The 26625-nt window shown below is 29.0% G+C and carries 27 protein-coding genes; 3 read left to right on the top strand and 24 right to left on the bottom strand.

What is annotated here, in order from left to right; genetic code table 11:
- A complete protein-coding gene (locus ACIQ11_RS00175; protein ID WP_396151686.1) occupies positions 1-1032 on the bottom strand; it encodes a glycosyltransferase family 9 protein in 1032 nt (343 codons plus the stop codon).
- The gene (locus ACIQ11_RS00170; RefSeq protein ID WP_396151684.1) at positions 1033-1638 is read right to left on the bottom strand and encodes a DUF4254 domain-containing protein; all 606 of its coding nucleotides are present in this window, start codon (positions 1636-1638) and stop codon (positions 1033-1035) included.
- A 69-nt stretch (positions 1639-1707) separates the two neighbouring features.
- On the opposite strand from ACIQ11_RS00170, the gene upp reads away from it, so the two are divergent.
- The gene (gene upp, locus ACIQ11_RS00165) at positions 1708-2361 is read left to right on the top strand and encodes a uracil phosphoribosyltransferase (protein ID WP_396151682.1); all 654 of its coding nucleotides are present in this window, start codon (positions 1708-1710) and stop codon (positions 2359-2361) included.
- Here upp and ACIQ11_RS00160 read toward each other — a convergent pair.
- Entirely contained in the window at positions 2356-3282 is a 927-nt protein-coding gene (locus ACIQ11_RS00160) for a DUF6427 family protein (protein WP_396151680.1), read from the bottom strand. The two genes, upp and ACIQ11_RS00160, sit on opposite strands and share 6 nt — an antisense overlap.
- Before the next feature lie 44 nt (positions 3283-3326).
- On the opposite strand from ACIQ11_RS00160, the gene ACIQ11_RS00155 reads away from it, so the two are divergent.
- Positions 3327-3560 carry a uracil phosphoribosyltransferase gene (locus ACIQ11_RS00155; protein WP_396151678.1) on the top strand — a complete coding sequence of 78 codons (234 nt, stop codon included), beginning with the start codon at positions 3327-3329 and terminating at the stop codon, positions 3558-3560.
- Positions 3561-3575: 15 nt separating this feature from the next.
- Here ACIQ11_RS00155 and purD read toward each other — a convergent pair whose 3' ends face one another.
- The 5 genes from purD to ACIQ11_RS00130 all read right to left on the bottom strand — a co-directional run bounded on the left by purD (position 3576) and on the right by ACIQ11_RS00130 (position 9690).
- The gene (purD, locus tag ACIQ11_RS00150; RefSeq protein WP_396151676.1) at positions 3576-4847 is read right to left on the bottom strand and encodes a phosphoribosylamine--glycine ligase; all 1272 of its coding nucleotides are present in this window, start codon (positions 4845-4847) and stop codon (positions 3576-3578) included.
- Between the two features lie 119 nt (positions 4848-4966).
- Positions 4967-6319: an exopolysaccharide biosynthesis polyprenyl glycosylphosphotransferase gene (locus ACIQ11_RS00145; protein WP_396151674.1), complete on the bottom strand. Its 1353-nt coding sequence runs from the start codon at positions 6317-6319 to the stop codon at positions 4967-4969.
- 1 nt (position 6320) lies between these two features.
- Positions 6321-7304 carry a UDP-glucuronic acid decarboxylase family protein gene (locus tag ACIQ11_RS00140; protein WP_396151672.1) on the bottom strand — a complete coding sequence of 328 codons (984 nt, stop codon included), beginning with the start codon at positions 7302-7304 and terminating at the stop codon, positions 6321-6323.
- Between the two features lie 6 nt (positions 7305-7310).
- Positions 7311-8642 (bottom strand): O-antigen ligase family protein, encoded by a 1332-nt coding sequence (locus ACIQ11_RS00135; RefSeq protein WP_396151670.1) that lies wholly within the window; start codon positions 8640-8642, stop codon positions 7311-7313.
- Positions 8575-9690: a DUF1972 domain-containing protein gene (locus ACIQ11_RS00130; RefSeq protein WP_396151668.1), complete on the bottom strand. Its 1116-nt coding sequence runs from the start codon at positions 9688-9690 to the stop codon at positions 8575-8577. The genes ACIQ11_RS00135 and ACIQ11_RS00130 overlap by 68 nt, the downstream gene beginning before the upstream one ends.
- 131 nt (positions 9691-9821) lie before the next feature.
- Here ACIQ11_RS00130 and ACIQ11_RS00125 point away from each other — a divergent pair, with 131 nt between their 5' ends.
- A complete protein-coding gene (locus ACIQ11_RS00125) occupies positions 9822-10598 on the top strand; it encodes a 2OG-Fe(II) oxygenase (RefSeq protein ID WP_396151666.1) in 777 nt (258 codons plus the stop codon).
- Here the strand turns inward: ACIQ11_RS00125 and ACIQ11_RS00120 are convergent.
- From ACIQ11_RS00120 to ACIQ11_RS00045, 16 genes are all read right to left on the bottom strand, one after another.
- The gene (locus tag ACIQ11_RS00120) at positions 10585-11694 is read right to left on the bottom strand and encodes a glycosyltransferase family 4 protein (RefSeq protein WP_396151664.1); all 1110 of its coding nucleotides are present in this window, start codon (positions 11692-11694) and stop codon (positions 10585-10587) included. The two genes, ACIQ11_RS00125 and ACIQ11_RS00120, sit on opposite strands and share 14 nt — an antisense overlap.
- Positions 11695-12918, bottom strand: coding sequence for a hypothetical protein (locus ACIQ11_RS00115; RefSeq protein WP_396151662.1), 1224 nt, complete (start codon positions 12916-12918; stop codon positions 11695-11697). It lies immediately after the preceding gene.
- Positions 12908-14185: an oligosaccharide flippase family protein gene (locus ACIQ11_RS00110; protein WP_396151660.1), complete on the bottom strand. Its 1278-nt coding sequence runs from the start codon at positions 14183-14185 to the stop codon at positions 12908-12910. Before ACIQ11_RS00110 ends, ACIQ11_RS00115 begins: the two co-directional genes overlap by 11 nt.
- A 129-nt stretch (positions 14186-14314) precedes the next feature.
- Positions 14315-14839, bottom strand: a complete 525-nt coding sequence (locus ACIQ11_RS00105) for a hypothetical protein (protein WP_396151658.1) — start codon at positions 14837-14839, stop codon at positions 14315-14317.
- A 63-nt stretch (positions 14840-14902) separates the two neighbouring features.
- The gene (locus tag ACIQ11_RS00100) at positions 14903-16765 is read right to left on the bottom strand and encodes a glycosyltransferase family 39 protein (protein ID WP_396151656.1); all 1863 of its coding nucleotides are present in this window, start codon (positions 16763-16765) and stop codon (positions 14903-14905) included.
- Positions 16765-17901, bottom strand: coding sequence for a dTDP-4-amino-4,6-dideoxygalactose transaminase (gene rffA, locus ACIQ11_RS00095; RefSeq protein WP_396151654.1), 1137 nt, complete (start codon positions 17899-17901; stop codon positions 16765-16767). Before rffA ends, ACIQ11_RS00100 begins: the two co-directional genes overlap by 1 nt.
- 11 nt (positions 17902-17912) lie before the next feature.
- On the bottom strand, positions 17913-18539 hold the full coding sequence (locus tag ACIQ11_RS00090; RefSeq protein WP_396151652.1) for an acetyltransferase: 627 nt from the start codon (positions 18537-18539) through the stop codon (positions 17913-17915).
- A complete protein-coding gene (locus ACIQ11_RS00085) occupies positions 18539-19387 on the bottom strand; it encodes a class I SAM-dependent DNA methyltransferase (RefSeq protein WP_396151650.1) in 849 nt (282 codons plus the stop codon). The genes ACIQ11_RS00090 and ACIQ11_RS00085 overlap by 1 nt, the downstream gene beginning before the upstream one ends.
- 14 nt (positions 19388-19401) lie before the next feature.
- Positions 19402-20208, bottom strand: a complete 807-nt coding sequence (locus ACIQ11_RS00080) for a phytanoyl-CoA dioxygenase family protein (RefSeq protein WP_396151648.1) — start codon at positions 20206-20208, stop codon at positions 19402-19404.
- Positions 20209-20211: 3 nt separating this feature from the next.
- Positions 20212-21156, bottom strand: a complete 945-nt coding sequence (locus ACIQ11_RS00075; RefSeq protein WP_396151646.1) for a glycosyltransferase family 2 protein — start codon at positions 21154-21156, stop codon at positions 20212-20214.
- A gap of 33 nt (positions 21157-21189) precedes the next feature.
- Entirely contained in the window at positions 21190-22296 is a 1107-nt protein-coding gene (locus tag ACIQ11_RS00070) for an acetyl-CoA carboxylase biotin carboxylase subunit family protein (protein WP_396151644.1), read from the bottom strand.
- Positions 22293-23144, bottom strand: a complete 852-nt coding sequence (gene rfbD, locus ACIQ11_RS00065) for a dTDP-4-dehydrorhamnose reductase (RefSeq protein ID WP_396151642.1) — start codon at positions 23142-23144, stop codon at positions 22293-22295. The genes ACIQ11_RS00070 and rfbD overlap by 4 nt, the downstream gene beginning before the upstream one ends.
- Positions 23138-23689: a dTDP-4-dehydrorhamnose 3,5-epimerase gene (rfbC, locus tag ACIQ11_RS00060; RefSeq protein ID WP_396151640.1), complete on the bottom strand. Its 552-nt coding sequence runs from the start codon at positions 23687-23689 to the stop codon at positions 23138-23140. The genes rfbD and rfbC overlap by 7 nt, the downstream gene beginning before the upstream one ends.
- A gap of 46 nt (positions 23690-23735) precedes the next feature.
- Positions 23736-24593 (bottom strand): glucose-1-phosphate thymidylyltransferase RfbA, encoded by an 858-nt coding sequence (gene rfbA / locus ACIQ11_RS00055; RefSeq protein ID WP_396151638.1) that lies wholly within the window; start codon positions 24591-24593, stop codon positions 23736-23738.
- A 66-nt stretch (positions 24594-24659) separates the two neighbouring features.
- Complete coding sequence (rfbB, locus tag ACIQ11_RS00050) at positions 24660-25667, bottom strand: dTDP-glucose 4,6-dehydratase (RefSeq protein ID WP_396151636.1); 1008 nt, start codon at positions 25665-25667, stop codon at positions 24660-24662.
- Entirely contained in the window at positions 25667-26623 is a 957-nt protein-coding gene (locus ACIQ11_RS00045; protein ID WP_396151634.1) for a hypothetical protein, read from the bottom strand. The genes rfbB and ACIQ11_RS00045 overlap by 1 nt, the downstream gene beginning before the upstream one ends.
- Positions 26624-26625 lie beyond the last annotated feature (2 nt).

Genomic DNA, 26625 nt, shown 5'->3' with positions numbered 1-26625 from the left:
TTAATGGTTTAAAACAAAATTAATTTTTCCAACAACATTTTCCACAGAAATACTTCGCATTGCATTTTCATAGCCTGCTACTTTTTTATTTCCATATACCGAAGTAGGTAAAAATGGATATAGTTTTCTATCTGAAGTCAGACAAAAATCTGGTTGATGGAACGGTTGAAATCCTGCAAAAGGATGTGTAGCGCCCCAAAGTGTAATCACTTTTACGCCCAACATAGCGGCAATATGCGCATTTCCAGAATCCATAGATAACATTACATTTAAATTGGAAATTATGGCTAATTCTTCTTTTAAATTGGTTTTTCCGGCTAAAACAAGTACGTTTTCGTGATTGTTTTTTAGCTGATTTAGCTTCTTAATTTCTTCGCTACCTCCACCAAATAACAAAATTTTATTTGAAGCGATTTTTGCTAATTCATCAATTACTTGTTGCATTAAATCTAACGGATAGACTTTGCTTTCGTATTGAGCAAAAGGTGCTATCCCTATCCAATTTTCTTCTTTTTTACCCGTAATCTTTATTATATCGTCAGATAAAATAACTTTTTCTGGAAATGTAGGTGATTCTAAATGTAAAGGAAAACCTAATTTTTCAAACGTTTCGCAATGTCTTTCAAACATTGTTTTTGTTGGAGAAATGGTTTTGATAGCTAATTTTGTAAGGGCTTTTTTGTCTTGTCTGCCTTTATCGGTCGCCGCCACTTTTTTGCCATTCAAAGCAAATAGTGTTCTTATAATTTTTGATCGTAATACATTGTGTAAATCGGCAACGGCGTCAATATTTAATTTTCGTAAATCGGAAAACAAACGCAAAAGTCCTAAAAAACCTTTATGTCTTTCCTTTAAATCAATTGGAAAAAAAGTTGTGTTTTCAATATCATCGAAAAAAGGTTTGAAAAACGGACGAGAAACAACGGTAATTTTTACGTTGGGATATTGCAAAGAAAAAGCTCTCAGTACAGGAACTGTCATAGCAACATCGCCCATAGCTGAAAGCCGAATAACTAAAATGTGTGAAGACATTTATTTTTTATTTTGATACAAAACTGGGTTCAAATCAGCGTCATTGTACATTTTCATTTGTTTGTACACCTTCATAAATTTATCACCATTTTCAATATCTTCCACTAATTGACTAATAGAAATAAACATATCATTTTTTTGGTCTAACAATACATTTAATTTTTCTTGACATTTTGCTCGGTGCTCAGCAGTGGCTTCTTCGCGAGTAGCTTCTTCATTCATGTGGTAAATTTTCAAAGCTAAAATTGATAATCTATCAATTGCCCAAGCTGGACTTTCGGTATTAATTCTTGCATTTGGTTTCACTTGAACGTGTGCGTACTTTTGTAAAAAATAACCATCAATATATTCTACCATATCTGTTCTGACTTGGTTAGAAGCATCAATTTTTCTTTTTAAATCTAACGCTGCAACGGGATCAATATTTGGGTCGCGCACAATATCTTCATAATGCCATTGCACCGTATCTACCCAGTTTTTAGCATACAATAAATGTTCAACCGAACCTTTTTCGTATGGATTAACTACTGGTTGATACACATCATCAATAATATGATACTTTTTTATAGCTTGTTCAAAAATAGGAAAAGCAAATTCTGCAAACATAGTTTCTAATTTAATTTACAAAAATAAGGATTTTTTGTACTTTTAACCATAAATTACAAAATATCTCATATGAACATTCATTATATTTCCGAAGAAAACAGTGTTTTAAATCATTTTTTAGGACAACTTAGAGAAGTAACCATTCAGAAAGACAGTATGCGTTTCAGAAGAAATATGGAACGTATTGGCGAAATCATGGCGTATGAGATTAGTAAAAAACTAATATATAGTGACATCGCTATTACTACTCCGTTAGGTATTAAAAACACTACAAAAATTGCTGAAGAAGTAGTATTGTGTTCCATTTTAAGAGCTGGTTTGATACTTCATCAAGGGTTTTTAAATTATTTTGATGCTGCAGAAAATGGTTTTGTTTCTGCTTACAGAAATCATTATAATTCGGATGAAAATTTCGATATTTTAGTAGAATACCAAGCCTTGCCAAACATAAATGATAAAACGTTAATTTTAGTAGACCCGATGTTAGCAACTGGGCAGTCATTAGTGGCGGTTTTAAACAAAATTTTAACCACGCATCAGCCAAAAGAAATCCATATTGCTGTAGTTATTGCTGCTCCTGAAGGAATTAAATATATAACAGAAAATCTTCCGAAAAACTGCCATTTATGGGTAGCTTCATTAGATGAAAAATTAAATGAAAAAAACTATATTGTTCCTGGTTTAGGTGATGCCGGCGATTTGGCCTATGGAACTAAATTATAATTGAACAAAAAAGAAAAACAAACCTACGCCTAACAACAAATATAAAGAGACTTCTTTATAAATAGAGTTTTCCATTTTTTCAAACATATTTGCCCCTAAAATGGCTAAAGGCGCAAAAGTATAGATTAGTAACTCATTAGATTTATTTGCTGAAAAAACATAAATACCCACAGCTAAAAGAAAAGCAAAATATACTTGTTTGTAAGATGACTGCATATTTAAAGGTTTGTTTTGATAGTCGATTGTTTGAGAAGCAAAAAACAATACGCCAATAGAGACAAATAAAGACAATGCCATATTTTGATACACGGATTTAAAATCAAAAAAATTAAAACTTACCTGAAAAACAGCCTTATTAATAGAATAGTTCCCAAATAAAAATAAGCTAGTAGCTATATATAAAATCCAAACACAGAGGAATGACACGAATGGTAAAATCCAGTTTTTAAACTCTTTTCCAGAGTGAAAAATAATTGAAATAAATACTAAAACAATATACAAAATACTCCAAAAGTGAAAAATAGCAGAAAGGAAAATCCAGAAAGAAGCATCAAATATTTTTTCTTTTGATGAACTTAATGTTTTTAATGAAATCAACCTTCTTAAAGCTAATAGCAAAAACACATTTGATAACACAATTTTGATGTTATTAAGTATCGATGGAAATAATAATATAAAGACGAGAAACAAAAGAATTGCATAATTATCGTTTTGTGTTAAGGTGTTTTTAAGTGAAATGAAATTCACTAAAAAAAATGACAACAAAAGCAATAGAAAAACAATAATTTTGGAAAACAGATCACCTGAAGGGAAATCTTCATTTGAAATCTGAAATTGGTACAAAAAAAAGCAAGAAAACAACATTATTAATACTAATGCGTAATTTATTGGTCGAGTTTTACTAAAAAGACTTGCAATCATAAAGATATTTTATATTTTTGTAGTGTAAATATAATAATAAAAAAATGAAAGCATTTTTCGAAGCAATACAATTTTTATTTGTTGAAGTACTTTTTGTACCAATGGACTTTTTAAGAAGTTTAGAATTAACAAATTGGTGGGGAGCAAATATTATCAATTGGATATTTATTTGTATTTGTTGTTATTGGACATACTATTGGACAAAACAATTGCAGATTTTTAAAAAATCTGGAGAAGATGAACAAGACACCACTGCACATTCTTTCTTAACAAAATAAAAGAAAAAAGTTCGATTATAAATCGAACCCTATATCTTTTCTATAATTCATCTTATCAAACTTTAGTTTTTCTATGGTTTGATAAGATTTTTTTGTGGCCTCTATAAATAAATTCCCGAATGAAGTTACAGCCAATACTCTTCCGCCATTAGATACAATTTTTCCGTTTTCTTCTTTAGTTCCTGCGTGAAAAATTAAAGAATCTGTTTTATCATCTAAACCGAAAATTTCTTTCCCTTTTTCAAATTCTTCAGGATAACCGCCCGAAACAACAACAACAGTCGCCGCCGTTCTTTCATCTAAACTCAAATCAAAATCTGCTAATTTTTCAGTAGCTACTGCTTCAAACAAAGCTACTAAGTCACTTTTAATTCTTGGAATAACGACTTCTGTTTCTGGATCACCCATTCTAACGTTATACTCTATCACAAAAGGATTGTCGCCTACTTTTATCAAACCAATAAACACAAAGCCTTTGTATTCAATATTGTCGTTTTTTAAACCATGAATAGTAGGAATCACAATTTGCGATTCAATTTTTTGCATTAAAGCAGCGTCTGCAAATGGAACTGGAGAAATAGCACCCATTCCGCCTGTGTTCAGTCCGGTGTCTCCTTCACCAATTCTTTTGTAATCTTTTGCGGTAGGTAAAATTTTATAATTTTTTCCGTCAGTTAACACAAAACAACTTAACTCAATTCCGTCTAAAAACTCTTCAATTACCACTTTTGCACTTGCTGAACCAAATTTTGCATCGACAAGCATTGCCTTTAATTCGTTTTTAGCTTCTTGTAAATCATTTAGGATTACTACGCCTTTTCCGGCAGCTAACCCGTCTGCTTTTAAAACATATGGAGGGGATAATGTTTCTAGAAAAGCGTATCCTTTTTCAACTGTTTCAGAAGTAAAACTTTCATACTTTGCCGTTGGAATATTATTTTTAACTAAAAATTCTTTGGCAAATTCTTTACTCCCTTCTAATTGCGCACCTAATTTACTAGGTCCAATTACTGGAATATGTGAAATTTTTGTGTCGGTTTTAAAGAAATCATATATGCCATTTACTAAAGGATCTTCTGGTCCTACTACAACCATTTTTATAGTATTTTCCAAAACAAATTGTTTGATTGTTTCAAAATCGTTTGGATTTACAGCAATATTTGTAGCTATTTTTGCGGTTCCTGCATTTCCGGGCGCAACAAATAGTTGGGTACATAATGCACTTTGCGTCATTTTCCAAGCAAAAGCGTGTTCTCTTCCGCCAGATCCTAAAAGTAAAATATTCATATTTGTATATGTTGTTTTTGTTTGTGCAAAAATAGTCTCTTTTAATTAAAAAACGAGAAGGATTTTAATAAGAAGTATATTATCCAAATAATTTTTATGGAATTGAAATGAAAGTTTTTTTAATAGGCTTTTTCTTCGCCTTTTATGACGTTAACTACTGTCTTGTATATTATTTTTAAATCTAACAAAATAGACCAATTCTCTAAATAAAAAATATCAAATTTAACTCTGTTTACAATATCTTTATCGGATTCTACTTCTCCTCTGCAGCCATTTATTTGTGCTAACCCTGTAATTCCGGGTTTAATAAAGTGTCTAACCATAAACTTATCAACGCTTTTTGCGTACATTTCTGTATGACTAACCATATGTGGTCTTGGTCCCACAACCGACATATCGCCTAATACTACGTTAAAAAATTGTGGCAACTCATCAAGACTAAACTTTCGTAATATTTTTCCGAATTTAGTAACTCTTGGGTCGTTTTTTTGAACTTGCTCTAAATCAGCTTTTGAATTTAATCGCATAGATCTAAATTTATAACAATAAAACTCCTTATAATTTAATCCATTTCTTCTTTGTTTAAAGAAAATTGGTCCTTTTGATTCTATCTTTATTAATACAGCTATTAAAGGGGTTAGCCATAACAATAGCAATAAAATTACAAGTAATGAAAATACAACATCAAATAAACGTTTGATTCTTTTATTAATCACTTTATCTAACGGAATGGTTCTTAAAGAAATAACGGGCAAATAACCGTAATATTCTACAGCTAAGTTGCGTAACATTCTGTTTTTACTATCTGGCAATAATTTTATGGTTTTGAGATTGTTGTCTGCAAAATGTATTAGACTGTCTAAATCTGTAGTGTTGAGCGTATTTAACGAACCATAAATTTCATCCACATTATTTTTGGCTACAAACTCATAACACGCTTTAATTTCTTCTTTTTTATTTATTTTTAAATTAAAAACACGCATTAAATTATAACCATAATTTGGGTTTGTAGTAAAAAATAATTTTAACTCTTCTACGTCTTTACCATATCCTAAAATGATCACATTTCTTAAATTTCCACCATATAATAATCGGTATTTTTTTAGCAGAAAAAATATTGAGAACTTAATAAATCCAACTGAAATGAAACAAAAAATAATATAATTCCATACTTCATCTGGAGTTACATATTTATATTTATAACCAACGTATGCGAACGTAATTAAGCTAATAAAAATAAACTGCTTTAGAAGCTTTCCTAAAATTGTAATTTCTTTAGTGAACCTATATACTTCGTAATACGCTGAATAATATGAGATAACTATCCAAGAAAGCGATAAAATAGTATGATAACCAAAATTACTCATAGCGGAACGAAGACAAACTAAAATTAAAAGATTAATAATTAATAAATCTATAAAAGTAATTAGCGGTCTAATAAATCCTGAATATCTTCCTGTTTTTGGCTTCAAACTAATAAATGTATTTTGAGAAATCTTTGTGTTCTTCTTTTGCTAATTCTTCAGGTGAAAGTGATTTGAAATACTCATAAGTTAATTTCATGCCTTCTTCTCTTTTTACTTTAGCTGTCCATCCTAAAATTTCTTTGGCCTTAATAATATCTGGTTGTCGTTGCATTGGGTCGTTTACAGGTAAGTCTTTATAAATGACCTTTTGTTTGGTTCCTGTTAATTTAATTATTTCTTCAGCAAAATCAGAAATAGTAATTTCATCTGGATTTCCAATGTTTACAGGTAAATGATAATCGGAAAGTAATAATCTATAAATGCCTTCTACTTGATCCGAAACGTAACAAAAAGAACGTGTTTGACTTCCGTCACCAAAAACCGTTAGATCTTCTCCTCTTAGCGCTTGACCTATAAATGCAGGTATAACTCGTCCGTCATTTAATCGCATTCTTGGTCCGTAAGTGTTAAAAATTCGGACAATTCTAGTTTCCACGCCGTGAAACGTGTGATACGCCATTGTAATTGATTCTTGAAACCGTTTGGCTTCATCATATACACCGCGTGGACCAATTGTATTTACGTTTCCGTAATATTCCTCTGTTTGCGGATGTACTAATGGATCACCATATATTTCGGAAGTGGAAGCAATTAATATTCGTGCTTTTTTAACTCTAGCCAAGCCTAATAAATTATGAGTTCCTAAAGAGCCTACTTTTAAGGTTTGAATTGGAATTTTTAAATAATCAATTGGACTTGCTGGAGAAGCGAAGTGCAAAATATAATCTAAATTCCCGGGAACATGCACAAATTTAGTAATATCATGATGATAAAACTCAAAGTTTTTTTCTTTAAATAAATGTTCTATATTTTTTAAATCGCCCGTAATTAAATTATCCATTCCCATAACAAAATAGCCTTCTGCTAAAAAGCGATCGCATAAATGTGAACCTAAAAATCCCGCAGCTCCAGTAATTAATATTCTTTTCATTAAATTTTAGATTTTTAAGGTAGTTTTTGTTTCCTTTATTTGAAACAAACAATATAAAGATATGAAAAACAACACTCCTTTTTGTCTCCATAAGAATGACTCTGTCAAAAATAAGCTTATCATTAGAACTGCAAAAGAAATATGTATAAAATTTTTATGTTTTAGTGCGAATTTTAAATTTAAAAATAAGATAATCACCAACAGCGTAAAACCTATACAACCAAGTTCGGCAAAATTTTGGACATATTGATTATGAAAATTAAACGATCCGTATCCTGGATAAAGCTCATATTTTTTCTCTTTTTCTAAAAGTTTGCCTTGTGAGGCATTTAAACCCAATCCTTTCCAAAACAAAGGTTCTTCACTAAAAATTTCTAAAAACATTCGGAATTGATATACCCTGAAAGCAGTGCCTGGAAAATAATCCTTATGTGAAAATTTCTCATTATTCCATGCTTCATTTATGCTTATATAATTTATGCCTTCATCCGCTTCATTATAAACGCTATGACTTACGCTGGTTTTGGTGTTGGATTGAAATTCGACTAAAAATCTATTTTTTATTTTACTAAAACTTAGTATAGCTACTAAAATTAGAGTTAAAATAGCTAAATTTCTCAAACGCATTTTGCTCGACGATTTTGAAAAATAAAAAAAGTGAATTCCGATTAAGAACACGAATACAATAATTATGTTTTTAGAAGACAGTAAAAAAATAAATCCAAATAGAATTGAAGCGCAAATGACATCAAATTTCTTTTTAATTTCTAGATTTAAAAAGTAAAAAAAAGCGAGAGCCATATAAACAGATACATGTATTGCATTTAATAATTTAGGCACCAAACCAAAATCATTATCATATTCGCCATGATAGAAAAACGACCTTTGATCTCCTGAAATCATATATCTAATCAATGCTCTTAAAAGAAAAAAACCGGCATAAAACACCATAGCATAGCTATAATATTTTATTAATTTATAAATTTGACTTTTATAAAAGGGACGCATAATTAAAAATGCTGCCGGAATTAATAACAAAAAGATTTCTTTAAAAATAGCGGGTATTGTAGCTGCTTTATCAATTGACCAAAAATAGGAACTTGCCATCCAAATAAATAGTACTATTGGAAATAATAATGTGCGATTTAGTGTAATTTTGTTTGTTCTATTAAAAAACAAAACAGAAAAAATAAAAATCGCAGTAGTAACATTATTAATTGCCATTATAGTTGGCAATGTAATTAGGATAAGTAAAAAGGGTAAAAAAGATTTATTTAACTTTTGCTCCTGTAGCATTTCTTGCCAGGCATTTGCTAAAAAACTGTAAATATTCTTCATTTATTTTATTCCAATTAAAGTTGTTTGCAATGGCTTCAGAGTTGTTTTTTACAAACTGCAAGTTATCAATTTTTTTAATTGTTTCAAGTATTTTTTTAACTTCTAATGAGTTTTCAAAATAAAACGCATTTTCTTTCAAAACCCCATAATTGAAATGATTACGATGTGCAGCGATTAATCCTTGTGATGCCATTGCTTCCAATAAAGAAGGATTCGTTCCACCCACTGTGTGGCCATGAAAATATAAATTGGAGAAATATCTTAAATTATTTAGATCCGTAAGGTTGTAAATTGCGCCTAAAAATTTTATTTTTTTGCAAGTTGAAAATTTATTTTTTAAATAATCACCATATTTTGTTTTGTGATTTCCAATGACTAATATTGGTTTTTCATCTTTACTTAACATCACGCCTTCCAAAACCATATTTAAATTATTTTCTGGTTCGAAACGCGCCATAATCATGTTAAAATTATATTTTTCAACTTTATAATTATTTAAAAATTCTTCGTTTGGTGTATCAAAATTATCTGCGCCATAAGCAATGTATTCACTTTCCTTGTTGTGCGTTTTTAAAAGATACTCTTGAATGCCTAAAGAATCTGAAATTAAATAATCGCTTTTTGTAGCGGCCCTTCTTTCGGCAATCTTTAAAAGTTTTTTAATAGGTTTATTATATTTAGTCCGTTTCCATTCTAAGCCATCCATATTTGTAATAACAATGCTATTTTTTGGGTGTAAATCGTACCAAAAAGCGCTACTTGTATAACCTAATTGTAGAATAATATCAAAATTTCTTTTTCGAGAATCAAGAATACAATTTAAATCATAAATAAATTGACCCGCTGTTCCGATTACATATTCTGGATCGTAACATTTGATAAGATTCACTTTTTCAAATGTATTTTCTTTGTAAGTATGATTATGAGGTGTATATACAAAAACAGAGTGTTCAGCTTGTGCGGCATAAATAGAAAAGAATTCGGCAAATTGCTCAAATCCTCCATAATTATTTGGTATGCCTCGGGTACCTAATATTCCTATTTTCATTTTTTTCGTATAACAAAACAAAAATAATAGAATAATATGAATGTTTTGAAATTATTTTAGCTTATTAGACAATTATCCTAAAACTTTTACGTTATTAATTATTACTTTTGCTAATCTTAAAAAAGAAAAGAATGATTGATTTTGATTTTTTAGAAAAAAACAAAGAGTCTTTAAGGATAAAATATTTAACCGCCCAACCTTTTCCGTATTTAATTATTGATAATTTTTGTGAGGAAGAAAAACTAACAAAAGCGTATTATTCAATTCCTGAATTAGAAAATAAAAGTAGAGATTATGCTTTTGCTAATAACAAATTTGAAAAATCAAATTATAAAGTTTTATCTCCGGAATTAGAAGAATTGTATTATGATTTGTCTTCTGATAGATTTAACGAATTATTATCTTTCATTACGGCTAAAAAAATATTTGTAGATCCAAAAAACCATGGCGGCGGCTTACACCAAGGAAAGAAAAATAGTTTTTTAGACATGCATTTGGATTTTAATTATCATCCATTGCAAAAAAACTGGTATCGAGAACTAAACTTGCTGTTATACTTAAATAAAGATTGGAAACCAGAATATAAAGGTGGTTTACGTATTAAAGATTTACGTACAAACGAAGAAACCGAATTGGATGTGCCATTTAATAGAATGATAATTCAGCAATGTGCGCCATATACTTTACACGGATACGATATGACCAATTTCCCAGAAGGTAAATTCAGAACGTCAATTGCAACTTATGCTTACCAGATTCATAATAAAATATTAGAAACGCCTCGGACTACAGATTGGTTTCCGAAAGAAGACGCCTCAATTATGAAAAAAGTGTTAGCAAAAAACTTTAATTTTTTAGTGCTTACCAAAAACAAGTTTTTTGGAAGTGGTACTGCTAAAAATCAGTAATGAGTTTTTTCACTGTTTCTGCAGATTTTTCCCAGCTGTAATTTTCTTTTATTTGATTTGAAATTTCACTAAATTCTTGTGTGAAATCAGTATCTAAAATAGATTTAAGTTTTTCATTAAATTCTATTTCATTGTTTGGATCAAATTCAAATTTTTTCAGAAAAGTAAAATCCATCATTGCTGTTTGATTGGAACAAATTGTTGGAATGCCTGAAGCTATTGCTTCTAATGGCGGAATACCAAAACCCTCTGCAAATGATGGGTAAACAGACGCACTTGCTCCTCTTAGTAGTAGCAGCATGGTTTTAAAATCTGTTTTGTCCATTCTAATAATTTTACTTTTAATTTTTGTGTCTAGTTTGTTATAAATTTCAAAATATTCTTGATTATTTGATGTAGTATCACCAATAAATAACAATTGATAATTATCGTATAACTTTAAATCAGAAAAGGACTTTAATATTAATTGGTGATTTTTTCTTGGCTCCCATCTGCTAATAAAAATAATGTAATTTGAAAGTTTATATTTCTCTAAAACAATTTTTTTAACTTCATTTTTGTCATAAGGTTCAAAAAACACTTTATCAACTGCATTTGGCGTGATGTGATAATTATAAATGTTAAAATGTTGGGCTATTTGATTTTTCGAATATTCTGAGACTGTAAGCCTTATTTTTGAAGTTTTTGCACCTTTTTTATAAAGAAACGTGTTTTTAATTCTGCTTAAAAAAGAAAAATATTTTGGATAATCGATAAACAACACATCGTGAGTTGTTACAATGTATTTGCAAAATTTTATTGGTGGAACAATGTATTGGAAATGCGCAAAGTCAATTTTGTTTTTTATAATCAAATAAGGAATGTTAAGCAATAATCTTAAAAATTTATTTTTAAAAGTGTATTTTAAAAACTTAATGTTTTTTTTTGTGCCAAAAACTGATTCTAAATTCTCAATATCACTTGCTGCAAAATAAAATAGGATGTTTTCATCTTTTACAAGCTCTAGATATAAACCTTGTATGTGAGTTCTAGTCCCTTGAAAACCGATATCGAAAACGTGGCAATCAACAAAAATTTTTATTTTAGTATTGTCCAATTATATATGTTTTTTGTGTAAATATTCTCTATATCCTAATAACAATCCAATTAAAATTGATTTACTGTCTAATTTGAGGAAGAATCCCATAAAAACCCAACTAGACATAAGCAGAAATATTCCAGAACCTAAAAGCAGCTTATTTAAGTTACTAATTTGTATGTTGTTTGTAATTGTTTTTTTAGCTATAAAATAAATTGACAGCAAATAAATAATAATTCCAAGCAAACCAGATTTTAATAATATGGTAGAAAAGGCATTATGCAAAAATGGATAATAACGCACTTTTGTTCCATCATTTGTTACCATAACTCTTCCAATATCTACTGTAGAACCTAAGCCTTTTCCGGAAATAACAGCTTGTGTTCCACCGTAAAATACTTGATTTACTGTTTTAATATTCTCAAATGATCTGAAATTGTCATTAAAATCTTTCCAATCTTCTTTGTTTATCTTTGTTTTAAAGGTCTCAATCGGTATTATTTTTACTTTATATAAAAATTCTTCTGTAAAAGTTCCTTTTCTTTTTGGGTTGGAATTATAAATCAATGTATAACCAACAAGTGTTAGTAAGATAGTAAAGCCAATTACTTTAATTGATTTTACATTTAAATTGAAAAAACCTTTAACCGCTAAAATTAAAATAAGTAATTGAATAAAATTTGTTCTAGATAAGTAGCAGAAAATTGATGCGGCTACAATTCCTAAATAAAGAAACCTCTTTTTTTTAGGGATGTCGATATTAAATTTAGTCGCAAACAAAATAAACACAAAAACATAAGGTTCAAAATCGTTAAAATAACCCGAATAGTGTCTAATTTCTGAAACGGATAATGTTTTATGAGCAAAGATTGAATATAAAATTATTATCAAATGAATAACCGAAAGGAAAACACCACAATTAACTGCATAATTTAACGCATTACTTCCATATTTTTTTGCAAAATTATATCCAAGAACTAAACCAATAATAGGTTTTAACAAATAAGTGACATCTCTAATTTTATTGAATATTGCATTATTGTAAAAAAATAATTCCGTAAAAAAACTAATTAACAATATTGCTAAATAACAACTAATGATATAAATAAAATTCTTTGAAAAACTAGTTCTTAATGTTATTAAAGCTGTAAAAGACCATACTACAAAAGTAAGCTCGTAATTATTAAATAATAATACTACTAAACATAAAATGAATAATAAATAAACTGTTTTAAACTTCATAAATGTCGTTTTTATCAGATAAAATTCTGTGCTTTAAAGTTAAAAAGAGTAATAGTATTAAGGTTAAGAATTCTACAAAAATAAACGAATAAAAAACACCAAACAAACTATAGTTTTTATAAACTAAAGAAATGATCACTAAGTTTAAAATTGACATAAAAATAATAATTCGTGAAAATGTTTTTTCATAATGCAATGCTAATAATAATTGTTTTAAAGCATAAACTATAAAAAACAATACTGGATAAATTAATGCCGTTTGCAATAAATTAGTCAAGTATTCTTTATTAGAGATATTATAATAATCTATTATTTCATAACTAAATACAAATAAAATAAATAGTAAAAACGATACAAATACAAAATTAATTGTGTTAAATAATTTCCAACTACTTATCCCTTCTTTTTTAGCGATGTCAAATTCAAAGCAAATTTTAGGATAGATGAAATTAAAACTTAAAAGTATGTAGGTTTTAAATATCGAGATAATTTGATCTACAATTCTAAATTGACCAACTTGAATACTTGTTCCAAAATAATTTATTAATAGAATTGGGGAATACAATTGCATCCAAATAAATATTTGCGAAAAAACATAAGTTTTGTTTGCATACATATAATTATATAATTCGGAAGGTTGAATTGGTACTAAAACAAATTGATATTGTTTGTATAAAACATAAAAAAAAATAATTCCTGCAATAAAAATACTTAAGCCAAAGGCAAAATTTATGAATATGTAGTCTGATTTTTGATTTAAAAAATAAAATATAAGAATGATGTAAATACTTTTAGAAAGAATACTAAAACAGGAAAACAGATTGAACTTTTCTAATCCTTGAAAAATCCACAACGGATTGACTATTTGCGCCATAAAAATAGAAAAACTAAAATAATATAGTTCTTTGTCTTTATGAAAAAATTCTATTTGATTTATAAGTATATAAAATACTATACTTAGAAATAGGATAAAAAAACTTTTAATGTAAACAACTCTTGAAATAATGTAATTTCTCTTTTCTACATTATCTCTATTTATGGAGATATCTTTTACACCTAAAATATCACAGCCAAAATCAATAAAAACGATAATAAAAAAAGCAATAGACATTCCTATTGCTGATTTTCCAAAGTTTTCCTCTCCACATTTTAATATGATAAACGGAATTACAATAAATGGTGCTATCACATTAAAACCCTGTCCAATGCCATATTGAATTAGTTTTTTAATTTGAGCATTTGCCAATACTGTTTTTAAAATATTCACCTATTGATTATAAAATTAATATTTTGCTTGTTTTTAACATTAAAAAGTTTCTACTAATGTCATTTCCAATAAAAAAAGCCATAAATTATTTACTAACCTATGGCCTTTTAAATTAAAATAAAATATGTCCTATTTTGTTAATTTAACTATTTCGCTTTCTAATAAATCATTTGAAAACACCATAGGGTCATAATATCCAGTTTCAGTTGTAATAGGTAAAATTTTAGACCCCGCAACATCATATTTTGCCAAACCTGCATCTGGAGCAAAATAATTAAAAAATGCTGCACCTTTTGCTTCAAAGTTTTTATTATTGTATGACATCTTAAAATTATTAATAACAATTTCTTTTGTTTCTTTATTGTTTCCTACATCAATTCTTAAATTCGTTGGAAAAACATCTACTGGTAAATTAAAAACCAAATCTTGAGGTTTGTCACTTCCTTTAAATGCTACATTGATGGCGTTTGCCTCTTCAAAAGGTTTTGTGTCATCATTTACTTCTTTGTAAAAAACTTGAAACCCATCATCATTTTTTGCAGTAACATTTAAAGTTACAGTGAAAAATTTTGATTCACTTTTTTCTTTCTCTTCCTTACAAGATACTAATGAAGTTATGATAAGTAATCCCGCTATTATTTTGCTCGATTTCATAAAAAAATTATTTAAAGTTTTTAGCAAATATAAATATATATTTGTGTTTTTTCAAAGTTTTTTCTATAGTTTTTTGAAACTTAAATTATAAATAACCACATTTCTATCCTTGTTGTTTCTGGCTAAATCATTATCAAAAGTAATAGAAAAAACGGATTTTTCTTCTTTGTTCATAAATTTTATAACTTTTTTAGATAGTTCCTTTTTCTCACTAAGAAAAATTTGAGAAATAGGTGTTTCGTTTTGTTTTATAATTATATGCGCATTAACGTTTTTTATTGGCTTTTCTGGAAGACTATTTGCTTCCAAAATCAATTCATATTCGCCTTTTTCTAATGTTACCTCTTTTGATTTAATTGTTTTGTTCTCAAATATGTATAAATTCCCAGATGGATCAAAATTATCTACATCAAAATCGTTTAAATAAATTTTATCTACAGCTTCTTTTGTTTCGCCTTTCAAAGAATAATGTTTCGCCCAACAATCGTATTTATCTATTTGATAGTCGATTACATAGTGCTCATTTAAGAAATCAATATCTTCTTGGTTTAAACTGAATGGTTTAAAATTTCCATCCATATACCAAAACGATTCTTTTTTAATTGCATTCGCTTTTAGCTTACTTATGTAGTCTTCAAATGATATTTCCCATCCTAAATTTGCACTGTTTGAATTGACATAAAGTCCATTTAAAACATATCCAAATGTTCCAATAATTTTTTCTTTTTTATCATTTCGCTTGATGATTTCTTGCGATACTGCACGCCATTCTGATTTTGTTACGGTAGCATAGTATTTTTTGCTAAAAACTAAATTATACAATGAAAACAAAATTATTAGTACAACTAAAAAATAACTTATTTTTTTACTTTTAATTGAACTTAAAACATAAGCTAAAGCTATAATAAAAATTGGCAGTGACCCAATAAAATATCTGCTTTGAATAATGGAAACTTGTAAATATGATTTAGCTATAATTAAACCAATATTCATTGTTATCCAAATGATTATGAATAAATGAAGGTACTTGTTTTTTGGTTTGTTTTTGTCGTCTTTGTTTATAAAGAACAATACGAAAAAGGCAACAACACCTATTATGTATAAGTAAAACAAGAAATTATCTTTTCCAAGAATTTCAAAAAAAGTAAATTTTATACTTTCAAAAGTAGGGTCTGCAACCCAAAAAGAGGAGATTTTACTTACTCTAAAAATTATAGATAATGCAGGAAAAATAACAAATAATGAAGAAACTCCTGAAATTAAATATAGTTTCAATAATTTAATTTTTTCTGTTTTATTAGTGTCTATAAAAAAATAAATCAACATAAAAAGAGCAATTGTAAAAATATTCAATATTCCTAAAGGATGAGCGCTAGGGATTAATCCTATTGTAATACCTAAAATAATTGCGTTTGTTATGTTCCGGTTTTTGATAAATTTTATTAATCTATAGCTAGCTAATAAGATAAAAAATAATAATAATGAATACGATCTTGCTTCTTGTGAATAGTAAATATGAAAAAAATTAACCGCCATTAATATAGTTGCTATATAGGCTGTTTTTTTGTTAATTAATTCCTTTACAAATAAATAAATAAAGTAAACTGATGCCACTCCAAAGAATGCTGAAAAAAACCTCAAGACGTAAATTGAATGGCCAAAAATATATGTCAAGAATTTTAATGGATAGTAATATACTTCTGAAAAAGCGTCTCTTGTTGCGATTAATTCATTGGTTTTTGACAATGGAATTGTCGGGTCAGATAATTGCATTGTAGTAATCTCATCTAACCAAGGGCTTTGAAAATCTAAATTATAAAATCTTAAAATTGCTGCTAAAGTTACTATTCCAATTAAAATTAAATTTAACTTTATTTTTTTAAAATTTTTATTAAAGTTAACATTTACATTGATATTAATATCCATTATTCTAAAATATGATTAATTACTGTTTGTACGTCTAGCTCGTAAAACAAAGGGAGTCTTAATAAAGTATCTGTAAAATTGTCTGTGTTTTGTAAAACTCTTCCATCGTGTTTCTCTAAATAATAAGGACTAGAATGTAAACTGATATAATGAAAAACGGCGAAAATATTGTTTTGTTTTAAAGCATCTAATATTTCTGTTCTTTGTTGTATGTTTTGGCAGGTTAAATAAAACATATGCCCGTTATTGGTCGCGAAATCAGGTATAATTGGTAATTGGATTGAGTTTTTTATCGTCCAATCTTTCAATTTATTGTAATAGTTATTCCAAATTTCTATGCGTTTGGTTTGAATGTCCTCTAAGTTTTCTAATTGTGCCCATAAAAAGGCTGCAATTATCTCTGATGGTAAATACGAACTTCCAATATCAACCCATCCATATTTATCAACTTCTCCTCTAAAAAACGCAGAACGATTGGTTCCTTTTTCCCAAATAATTTCTGCACGTTCAATAAATTGGTCGTCGTTTATGGCTAACATGCCACCTTCTCCAGAAATAATATTTTTCGTTTCATGAAAAGAAAATGCTGCTAAATGTCCAATTGAACCTAAGGCTTTTTTAATTCCATCTTTTCCTGTATAATAACTATCAATGGCTTGTGCGGCGTCTTCCACTACAAATAAATTATACTTTTTTGCCAATTCCATAATCACGTCCATATCACAAGCAATTCCTGCATAATGCACTGGAACAATAGCTTTAGTTTTTGCAGTAATTAACGCTTCCAATGTTCCACAATCCATATTAGGATGATTGGGTAAACTATCTGCAAAAACAATTTTTGCGCCTCGTAAAACAAAGGCATTCGCTGTTGAAACAAACGTGTAAGATGGCATAATTACCTCATCACCTGGTTGAATATTAATTAATATTGCCGCCATTTCTAAAGCGTCTGTACATGATGTGGTTAGCAAACATTTTTTGAAACCATATTTGTTTTCGAAAAAACTATGACACTTTTTTGTAAAAATTCCATTACCTGATAATTTATGAGAGCTTACTGCCTCGTAAATATAGTGTGTTTCTTTACCTGTAAGATAGGGTTTGTTAAACGGAATGTTTATGTTTTTACTCATATCGATAATACTTATTTTAAAATAAGTGGTTGTTTTAAAAATTTCATCGGATTACCAATTACCGAACAATTGTCTGGTATGTCTTTTGTTACAACTGTACCCACACCAATAATAACATTTTCTCCAATTTTTACTCCATTTGATATAATGGAACCTGAACCAATAAAAGTATAATTACCAATATTTACATTTCCAGAAACAATTACACCAGGCGAAATATAACAACATTTACCAATTTTTGTATCATGAGAAATGGTAACACTATTATTAATTAAACTTCCTTTTCCAATTTCAACATTTTTGTCTACATTACACATTGGATAAATAAAAACTGCTGTTTCAACAACTGCGGTGTTATTAACAAATGAGGTTTTATGAATGAAATTTGGTGTTTTTTTATTTAATTCTTGTAATTTATTTAAAATATTTTCTTTTGTTTTCAGATGTTTATATCCTAAAGCGACATAAAAATTATTTGAATTCGATTCTGAATATTGATTAAACAAATTAGCTTTTATGTTTTCTTGATTCGATTGGTAAACATCATCAAAAACATTCAGAACAAGATTTTCTTGGTTTAAAAAAGAATAAAATTGTTCACCTAAATCGCTAAAACCAATTATAGAAATTTCTTTCATTATTTTGTAGCTATAAAACCAATATATTTAAACAAGTTTCTAGAAACCGGTAATGCTTTTGTTAAGTAATCGTGCATAATTTCCGCTTGCTCAAATCTTTTTGCTTTCTCGGTATTTTCGTCATTAATTAATTGAGCTTGGCCAATAAACCAATGGTAAATGAATTCCACTTTTTTAAAACCCGCTTCCATTAATAAGCCTCTTAATTCTTCTTCTACTAAACCGCCTTTAATATGTTTTTGGTGCTCAGCTGTTTGAAAAACATTTTTATCAATACCAAATTGTGCTTCAATTTCAGCATCTTTAGATAAAACTGCATTGATTTCTCTTTGAAGTATTGGGTCGTACTGCTTGGTAGTGTCCACTTTTTTGACATCGTTCCAAAAATAATAATTTGGACTTAAATCGGCATAAAAAACACCACCTTCTTTTAAGGCATTAAAAGTATTTGAAAATGTTGGTCTCATATCATATAAATGATCTAAAAACGTATAAGCTGTTGCTAAATCAAAATGTTTTTGAGGTAATTCTACTGTTCCTGTATCGGAATTAATTAGCGTAATTGAAGCATTTCCAGATTTGTCAACTTTATCCATCATTGCTTGCGTAACATCAACTCCAACAATTTCTGAAGCATATTTTTTTACGATATTAATCATAAAACCTGTACCACATCCTAAGTCTAAAACTTTTGAAAAAGAATTTTCTTTATGTAATTTTTGAATAATATCATCTACTCTTTTTATACTTTCTGGCCTAAAATGAGGTTCAATAGTATTGTAGTCATTTGCCATTGCAGAATGAACTGTAATATTTGCTGAAATTGCGTCTTTAATGTTATTTTCCATTTTTATATTGTTTTTTATTCTTGATTTGATTTGTAAAGTCTTTTATCTTCTGGTTGAAAAAATTCTTCAAGATTACTAGCTAATCTTGTGTCAAAACCAATTATTCGTCTCGCTTGACTATTTAATTGATCTGTTATTTCTGTTGGAATAAATCGTACCCAATCCATTCTTTGTTTCATATATGGTCTGCAAACATTCATTGTAAGTGCGTGCCTAAATTCATTTGTTCTGTTTTCTCCGGCTCTGTGCCATAGGCGTGCATTAAAAATGATAACACTTCCTTTTTTACAAGTTAATCTGGTATGGTTTTTTTCGAAAAGCTCTGGGCTTGGCGTTTTTTCTGTATTGTGCGAGCCTGGTAAAATGTATGTTGCTCCGTTTTCTAAAGTAAAATCATTTAATGCCCAAATTATTCCTAAGTTGGTTGGATAATTTGTTATCCAGCGTGGGCTATCAACATGTATTCTGCTTCCGAAATTATTACCATTTGGTGGTAATGACGAAGAAGTATAAGCATACATAATCCAATTGTCTCCTAATATCGAAGCTATTATTTGTTGTATTCTTGGATCTTCTAATGTTTTTGCGAAGGTAATATCTCTATTTAAAAGATCATGCATTAAGTATCTATCTAAAATACTTCTTTCCGAATTATCGTAAGGAACAAATTCATCAATTGTTTTTTCTAATTTATCTTTTAAATAATCACAGGCTTCTTCATTTAAAAAATCCTCAAAAACATCATATCCTCTGGATTCCATATGAAAAACATGCTCTTGAATTCTTAAATCATCAAAAATTTTATTTTTATTAAATTCCATAAATTATTTAAAATTATAGGTTTCATTTATTATATACAAAGGTCTATTTTGAACTTCTTTTAAAATTCTTCCTATGTACATTGCTGCAAATCCTATCACCATTATTTGAATTCCTCCTAAAAAGGTAATTAACGAAACCGTAGAGGTATAACCTGGTTGATAATCTGTAATAAAAGTTTTAGAAATCAATAAAAAGAACGTCAATCCAAAACCAATTAAAGCTACAAATATTCCTATTCCAACAATCAGTTTTAATGGAAAATCTGAAAAAGAAACAATTGTATCTAATGCCATTAAAATTCTTTTCTTAAAATTGTAAGAAGATTTACCTATTTTTCTTTCGGTATGCAGAATTGGTGTAAAACCATGTTTAAAACCCAACCAGGTTTCTAAACCTGGTAAATATCTCGATTTTTCAGTTAAACTATTATAAGCATTAACAAACTTCCTATTCATTACTCTGGATGTTGTAACATTACTTGGCGTATTGTTTTGAGTAAGATAATTTAGTATTATTGAAAATAGTTTTGATGTTATTTTGTTTAAAAAACTTGTTTTTCTTTCTTCAAATGTTCCAAATACGATATCAAAATTATTTTTAATTAAGTAATCTATTAAAATTGGTAATTGGGATGGTGGTTCTTGTTGATCGACATTTAACATTCCAACAAAATTTCCTGTTGCGTTTTCGTAGCCACAACTTAATGCAATGTGCTGACCAAAATTTTTACTTAAGTCTATTACTTTAACAAACTTAAATATTTTAGCGTTTTCAATTAAAAGATTGATTGAATTATCTTTACTGCCATCATTTACAAAAATTAATTCTACATCATTTTCAATTTCTTCTTTTTCAATATAATTCTGAAAAGCCTTTTCAAACTCTTCACAAAAAGATTGAACTAAATATCCATCATTATATATTGGAACTATGAAAGAAAACTGCATACTTAATAATTGTTTTTACAAATATAAATAAATTTACATGCAAACTTTATTTTTAGCTTGATAAATTAAATAACCCGACCTGTCGTTGCTATTTGTGATGTTTTTTAATGCTGTGTTTTGAATTTCTTTTTGAATATCAAAATTATTTTCTTGGCTAAAATAAGGTAAAATTTGTTCCGTTTCTTTACATAAGAAATAAACTCCAGAAAAATTATTAGTTTTTAAAACTGGAAGCTTATATTTCCCTAAGGCAATATTAATTACGCCTTCTAAAAAATCATATCCTGTAGATAATTCTACTAAATGAGAACCAATAAAATCGCCACCCATTCTGGCTCCAACTTCAATAATATATACTTCTCCAGTTGATGTAATTTTAAATTCAGAATGTCCAGCACCAAAATTAATATCTAATGCATTTAAACATTTAATGGTTTCTGCTTTTATTTTATTCTGAATTTCTTTTGGTAAACCCGATGGCTGATGATGTGCTAATTCTACGAAATGTGGCGCTCCTGTTGTTACTTTGTCAGTAATAGCTAAAATGGTGTGTTCGCCTTTCCAAGAAATAGTTTCTACACTCACTTCATCTCCTTCAATATATTCTTCAACAATTGCTTTTTTAGAAAATGATTCTGTAATAGCATAATTTATAGCTTCGGATAATTCGTTTTCAAACATCACTTTTTTTACACCTCTACTACCTGATCTATCTACTGGTTTTACTATAAGCGGAAAATTGAAGCCTTTAGTATTTACTTTACTATTATCTGCTTCAATAAACTTAGGAATGGAACAATTACCTTTTTTAAAAGCTTTTCTCATATCCCATTTGTTTGTAGAAACTAATGAAGAAACAAAACTATTTGAGATTAAATTCATTTTTTCCGCCACATAACAGATAGTTGGTACGGCCATATCTGTAGCAATTGTGGTAATTCCATCAATATTAATTTGAATGCATTCTTTTAAAATGGCTTCTTTTTCTAAAATTGAAATTGGATAAAAATAATCAGCAATTTCTTTACATACAGCCCCTTCAGGCCAAGCAAAACAATGTGTTTCTATACCCATTTCTTTAGCTTTTTTTACTAAAGGAAGCTGTAAGTAGCTAGCGCCAATAATTGCTAATTTTTTCAAATTCTTTTTAAACTGTCTTGCCAACTCTTAATTTCAACACTAAAAACTTGCTTTATCTTACTTTTATCCAAAACACTATATGCCGGTCTTTTTGCAGGTGTGGGATAAGCGGTTGTTGGAATAGGTTGTAAATTTATAGAAATGTTATGTACTTTAAATATTTCTTTGGCAAAATCGTACCAAGAACATTGTCCTTCGTTACTGAAATTGTAAATTCCATAACAATCGAAAGTCGAAAGTCGAAAGTCGAAAGTGATGATGTTTAATATACATTCTGCTAAATCCACAGCGTTTGTTGGTGTGCCAATTTGGTCTGAAACTACAGATAAACTTTCTCTTTCCGATGCCAATCGCAACATAGTTTTCATAAAATTATTTGCAAATTGCGAATAAACCCAAGATGTTCTAATGATAAAATGCTTCTCCAAAGTGTTTTGTATGGCTTGTTCGCCTTGTAATTTGGTTACTCCATAAACACCTGTTGGATTTGGAATGGCTTCTTCTGAATAAGGTTGAGTTGCTAATCCGTCGAAAACAAAATCGGTTGAAACGTGTAATAAAGTTGTATTATTTAATTTACAAACGGCAGCTAAATTTTGCGCACCTGTAACATTTATAGCGTATGCTTTTTCTTGTTCAGATTCTGCTTTGTCAACAGCCGTATAAGCAGCGGCATTAATACAAAATTGTGGTTTATATTTTTCGAAAATGGTTTCGCAATTATTTTTATCAGTAATGTTTAATTCTGATGAAGAACAAAATACAAAATCGATTGAAGGATAATTTCCAACAACCGACTGAATAGCTTGTCCTAATTGTCCGTTCGCACCTGTTACTAAAACTACCATACTTTTTTTGCGTGGTCTAAAGTGGGCAAAATTTGGTCTTTTTCTGAAATAATCAGTTGTTCAATTGGAAAATTCCAATCGATATTTACTGTGGTGTCGTTAAATAACAAACCTCCTTCTGAGTCTTTGTTGTAGAAATTATCGCATTTGTAAAAAAAAGTCGCAGTTTCGCTTAACACTAAAAATCCATGGGCAAAACCTCTTGGAATAAAGAATTGTTTTTGGTTTTCTGCCGATAAAAAAACCGCTTCATATTTTCCGAAAGTTTCAGAATTAGGTCTTAAATCTACTGCCACATCTAATACTTCACCTTGTAAAACACGAACTAATTTAGCTTGCGAATGGTCTCCGGTTTGATAATGTAATCCTCTTAAAACTCCTTTTGAAGAAAATGACTGATTGTCTTGTACAAAAGTTACTTTTTGACCCACGCCTTCGCTGAATGTTTTCTCATTGAAACTTTCCATAAAGTAACCGCGTTCGTCTTTTATTATATTTGGCTCAAGGACATAACATCCTTTTAATTTGGTTTCTATAAATTTCATTAATTCAATTCGTCAATTTGACAATATGGCAATGTGCCAATTAATTTTATATAATACTCATTAAATGCGTTCCGTAACCACTTTTTAATAAGGGTTCTGCTAATTTTTTCAATTGGTCGGCATTGATAAATCCCATTTTATATGCAGCTTCTTCGATGGCTCCAATTTTTAATCCTTGGCGCTCTTCAATGACTTGAACGAATTGCCCTGCTTGCATCAAGGACTGAAATGTTCCTGTGTCTAACCAAGCAGTTCCTCTATCCAAAATACTAACTTTTAATTTTCCTTGTTCTAAATAGGCTTTGTTGATATCAGTGATTTCTAATTCACCTCGGTGACTTGGCTGAATGTTCGCTGCAATTTCTATTACGGTATTATCGTAAAAATAAATTCCAGGAACAGCATAGTTTGATTTAGGTTCTGTAGGTTTTTCTTCTATAGAAAGTACTTTGCCAGTTGTGTCAAATTCTACTACTCCATAACGTTCAGGATCTTGTACGTGATAGGCGTAAACAATTCCGCCGTCTGGATTGTTATTAGCTTGAAGTAATTCGGCCAATCCAGTTCCGTAAAATATATTGTCGCCTAAAACTAAGGCTACTTTATCGTTACCTACAAATTCTTTTCCAATTATAAATGCTTCTGCTAAACCATTTGGGTGTTCTTGTACAGCATATTCAAAACGACAGCCTAATTGACTTCCGTCTCCTAATAAATGTTGAAATAAAGGCAAATCGTGAGGTGTAGAAATAATTAATATTTCATTGATTCCTGCCCACATCAAAGTTGATAATGGATAGTAAATCATAGGTTTGTCATAAATTGGCATCAATTGTTTACTTACCGCTAATGTTAACGGATGTAAACGCGTTCCTGAGCCTCCTGCTAATATAATTCCTTTCATAAATTTAAAAGTAAAAAGTAAAAAGTAAAAAGTAAAAAGTTGAATGACTCAACTAAATCTTAAAACTTAAAACTTGTTAATATACCATTCAATTGTTTTTTTAATTCCTGTTTCAAAATTTTCATCTGCTTTCCAGCCTAGTTCTGTTTCGATTTTGGTTGCGTCGATAGCATATCGTAAATCGTGACCAGGACGGTCTTTTACAAATGTAATTTGATCTTGATATTTTCCTGTTGCTTTTGGTTTTAATTGGTTTAAAATGTTACAAACGGTATCTACAATTTGTAAATTATTACGTTCATTTCTTCCTCCAATATTATACGTTTCTCCTGATTTACCGGTTTTAAAAGCCAGTTCAATTCCTTTGCAATGGTCTAAAACATATAACCAATCGCGTACGTTTTTTCCGTCTCCGTAAATTGGAATGTTTTCTCCAGCCAATGCTTTACGAATAATTGTAGGAATTAACTTTTCGTTATGTTGTTTTGGACCGTAATTATTGGAACAATTTGAAGTAACCACATTCATTCCATAGGTGTGAAAATAGCTACGAACTATCATATCTGAACCCGCTTTTGAAGCAGAATAAGGGCTATTTGGCGCATAAGGCGTGGTTTCTTCAAACAAGCCTGTTTCGCCTAATGTTCCATATACCTCATCAGTAGAAACGTGGTGAAAACGCGCGTTTACAAAGTCTGGATTGTATTGATTTGGCGCAGACATCCAAAGTTTTCTAGCGGTATCTAACAGGTTAAATGTTCCTAAAACATTGGTTTTAATAAACGCTTCAGGACCAGAAATAGAATTATCTACATGGCTTTCTGCGGCGAAATGAATTACATCATGAAAATGATATTTATCAAATAATTTTTTTATGAATTCTCCATCTACAATATCACCTTTAACAAAGGTATAACGTTCGTGATTTTCAACTTCTGATACGTTTTCTAAATTTCCCGCATAGGTTAATGCGTCTAAATTTACCAAATGATAATCAGGATTATTCTCTATAAAATAAGGGACAAAATTTGCTCCAATAAATCCAGCTCCGCCAGTTACTAAAATGTGTTTCATTATGCTTTAATTCTTTGTTTTTGCTGTTTATATACTTTTGAAAACCAATACCCTAATAAATAAAATAATACAAGTAATAACGGTAAAATAAACTTCATTTTATTGTTTGCGCCGCTTGTATTCATTTGGTTTAATAAAATATCTTGGTCTTTAATGATTTTTTCAAATTCTAATCTATTTGCAGCTAGCCTTTGATTTTCTATAATTAAATCGTCCTTTTTTTTAATTAAATCACTTAAACCCGTGTTTTCAGAAATAGAAACGCCAACGCTGGTTTTATTTTGACTTAAACTTAAAAGAATTTGATCAATCTGAGAAATTATTTTAATGTTAGCTACTAATTTTTCTTCTAAATTTTTTTGGTGAATTTTATGAAGTTTAGCAAAGTATTCCGACTGTTGTAAAAAATTCAATATGGGATCTATTAAGTCTTTTTGCTGAAAAGCAATAGCGGTTTTAATGTTTATACTGTGTAAATAATAGTTTTTACTGGTTGTTTGGTCTTGTATAATTTTATCTACATCACCATCTTCAGCCATTAATTTAACCAATTCAAAATTATTTTTTTGGCTTTCCGAATTTATAAAATTATAGATTCCGTTTATGGGCTGAATTTCAATAGAAATAAAATCTTTTATATTATTTATTCCAATTTTAGTAAAAAAAGCCTCGTCTTTTTCTTTTAATTTTAAAGTAATTAAATCAATTTTATCGTACAAATACTCGTTACTACCAAAATTAGGAATCACCACAATATCATTTGTATAGTTAGGTTCTTTATCTAAATAAAAACCTAAACCGCCCCCAATTACTAATAAAACAAATACAATTAAAAATTTCTTTTGTATAAAAAACAACAAATCGAAACATCTGTTTACCGCTTTTTGAAACCCTTTTGAAATGCTTTTTCCAATTTGGCTTAAATCAATTTCCTGCTCTTGAGAATTTGTACTCATAT

The sequence above is a fragment of the Flavobacterium sp. genome (assembly GCF_044361065.1).
Taxonomy (GTDB): Bacteria; Bacteroidota; Bacteroidia; order Flavobacteriales; family Flavobacteriaceae; genus Flavobacterium.
Note: the sequence above shows the minus strand (reverse complement) of the source record. Positions and strands in the feature narration are given on the sequence as shown.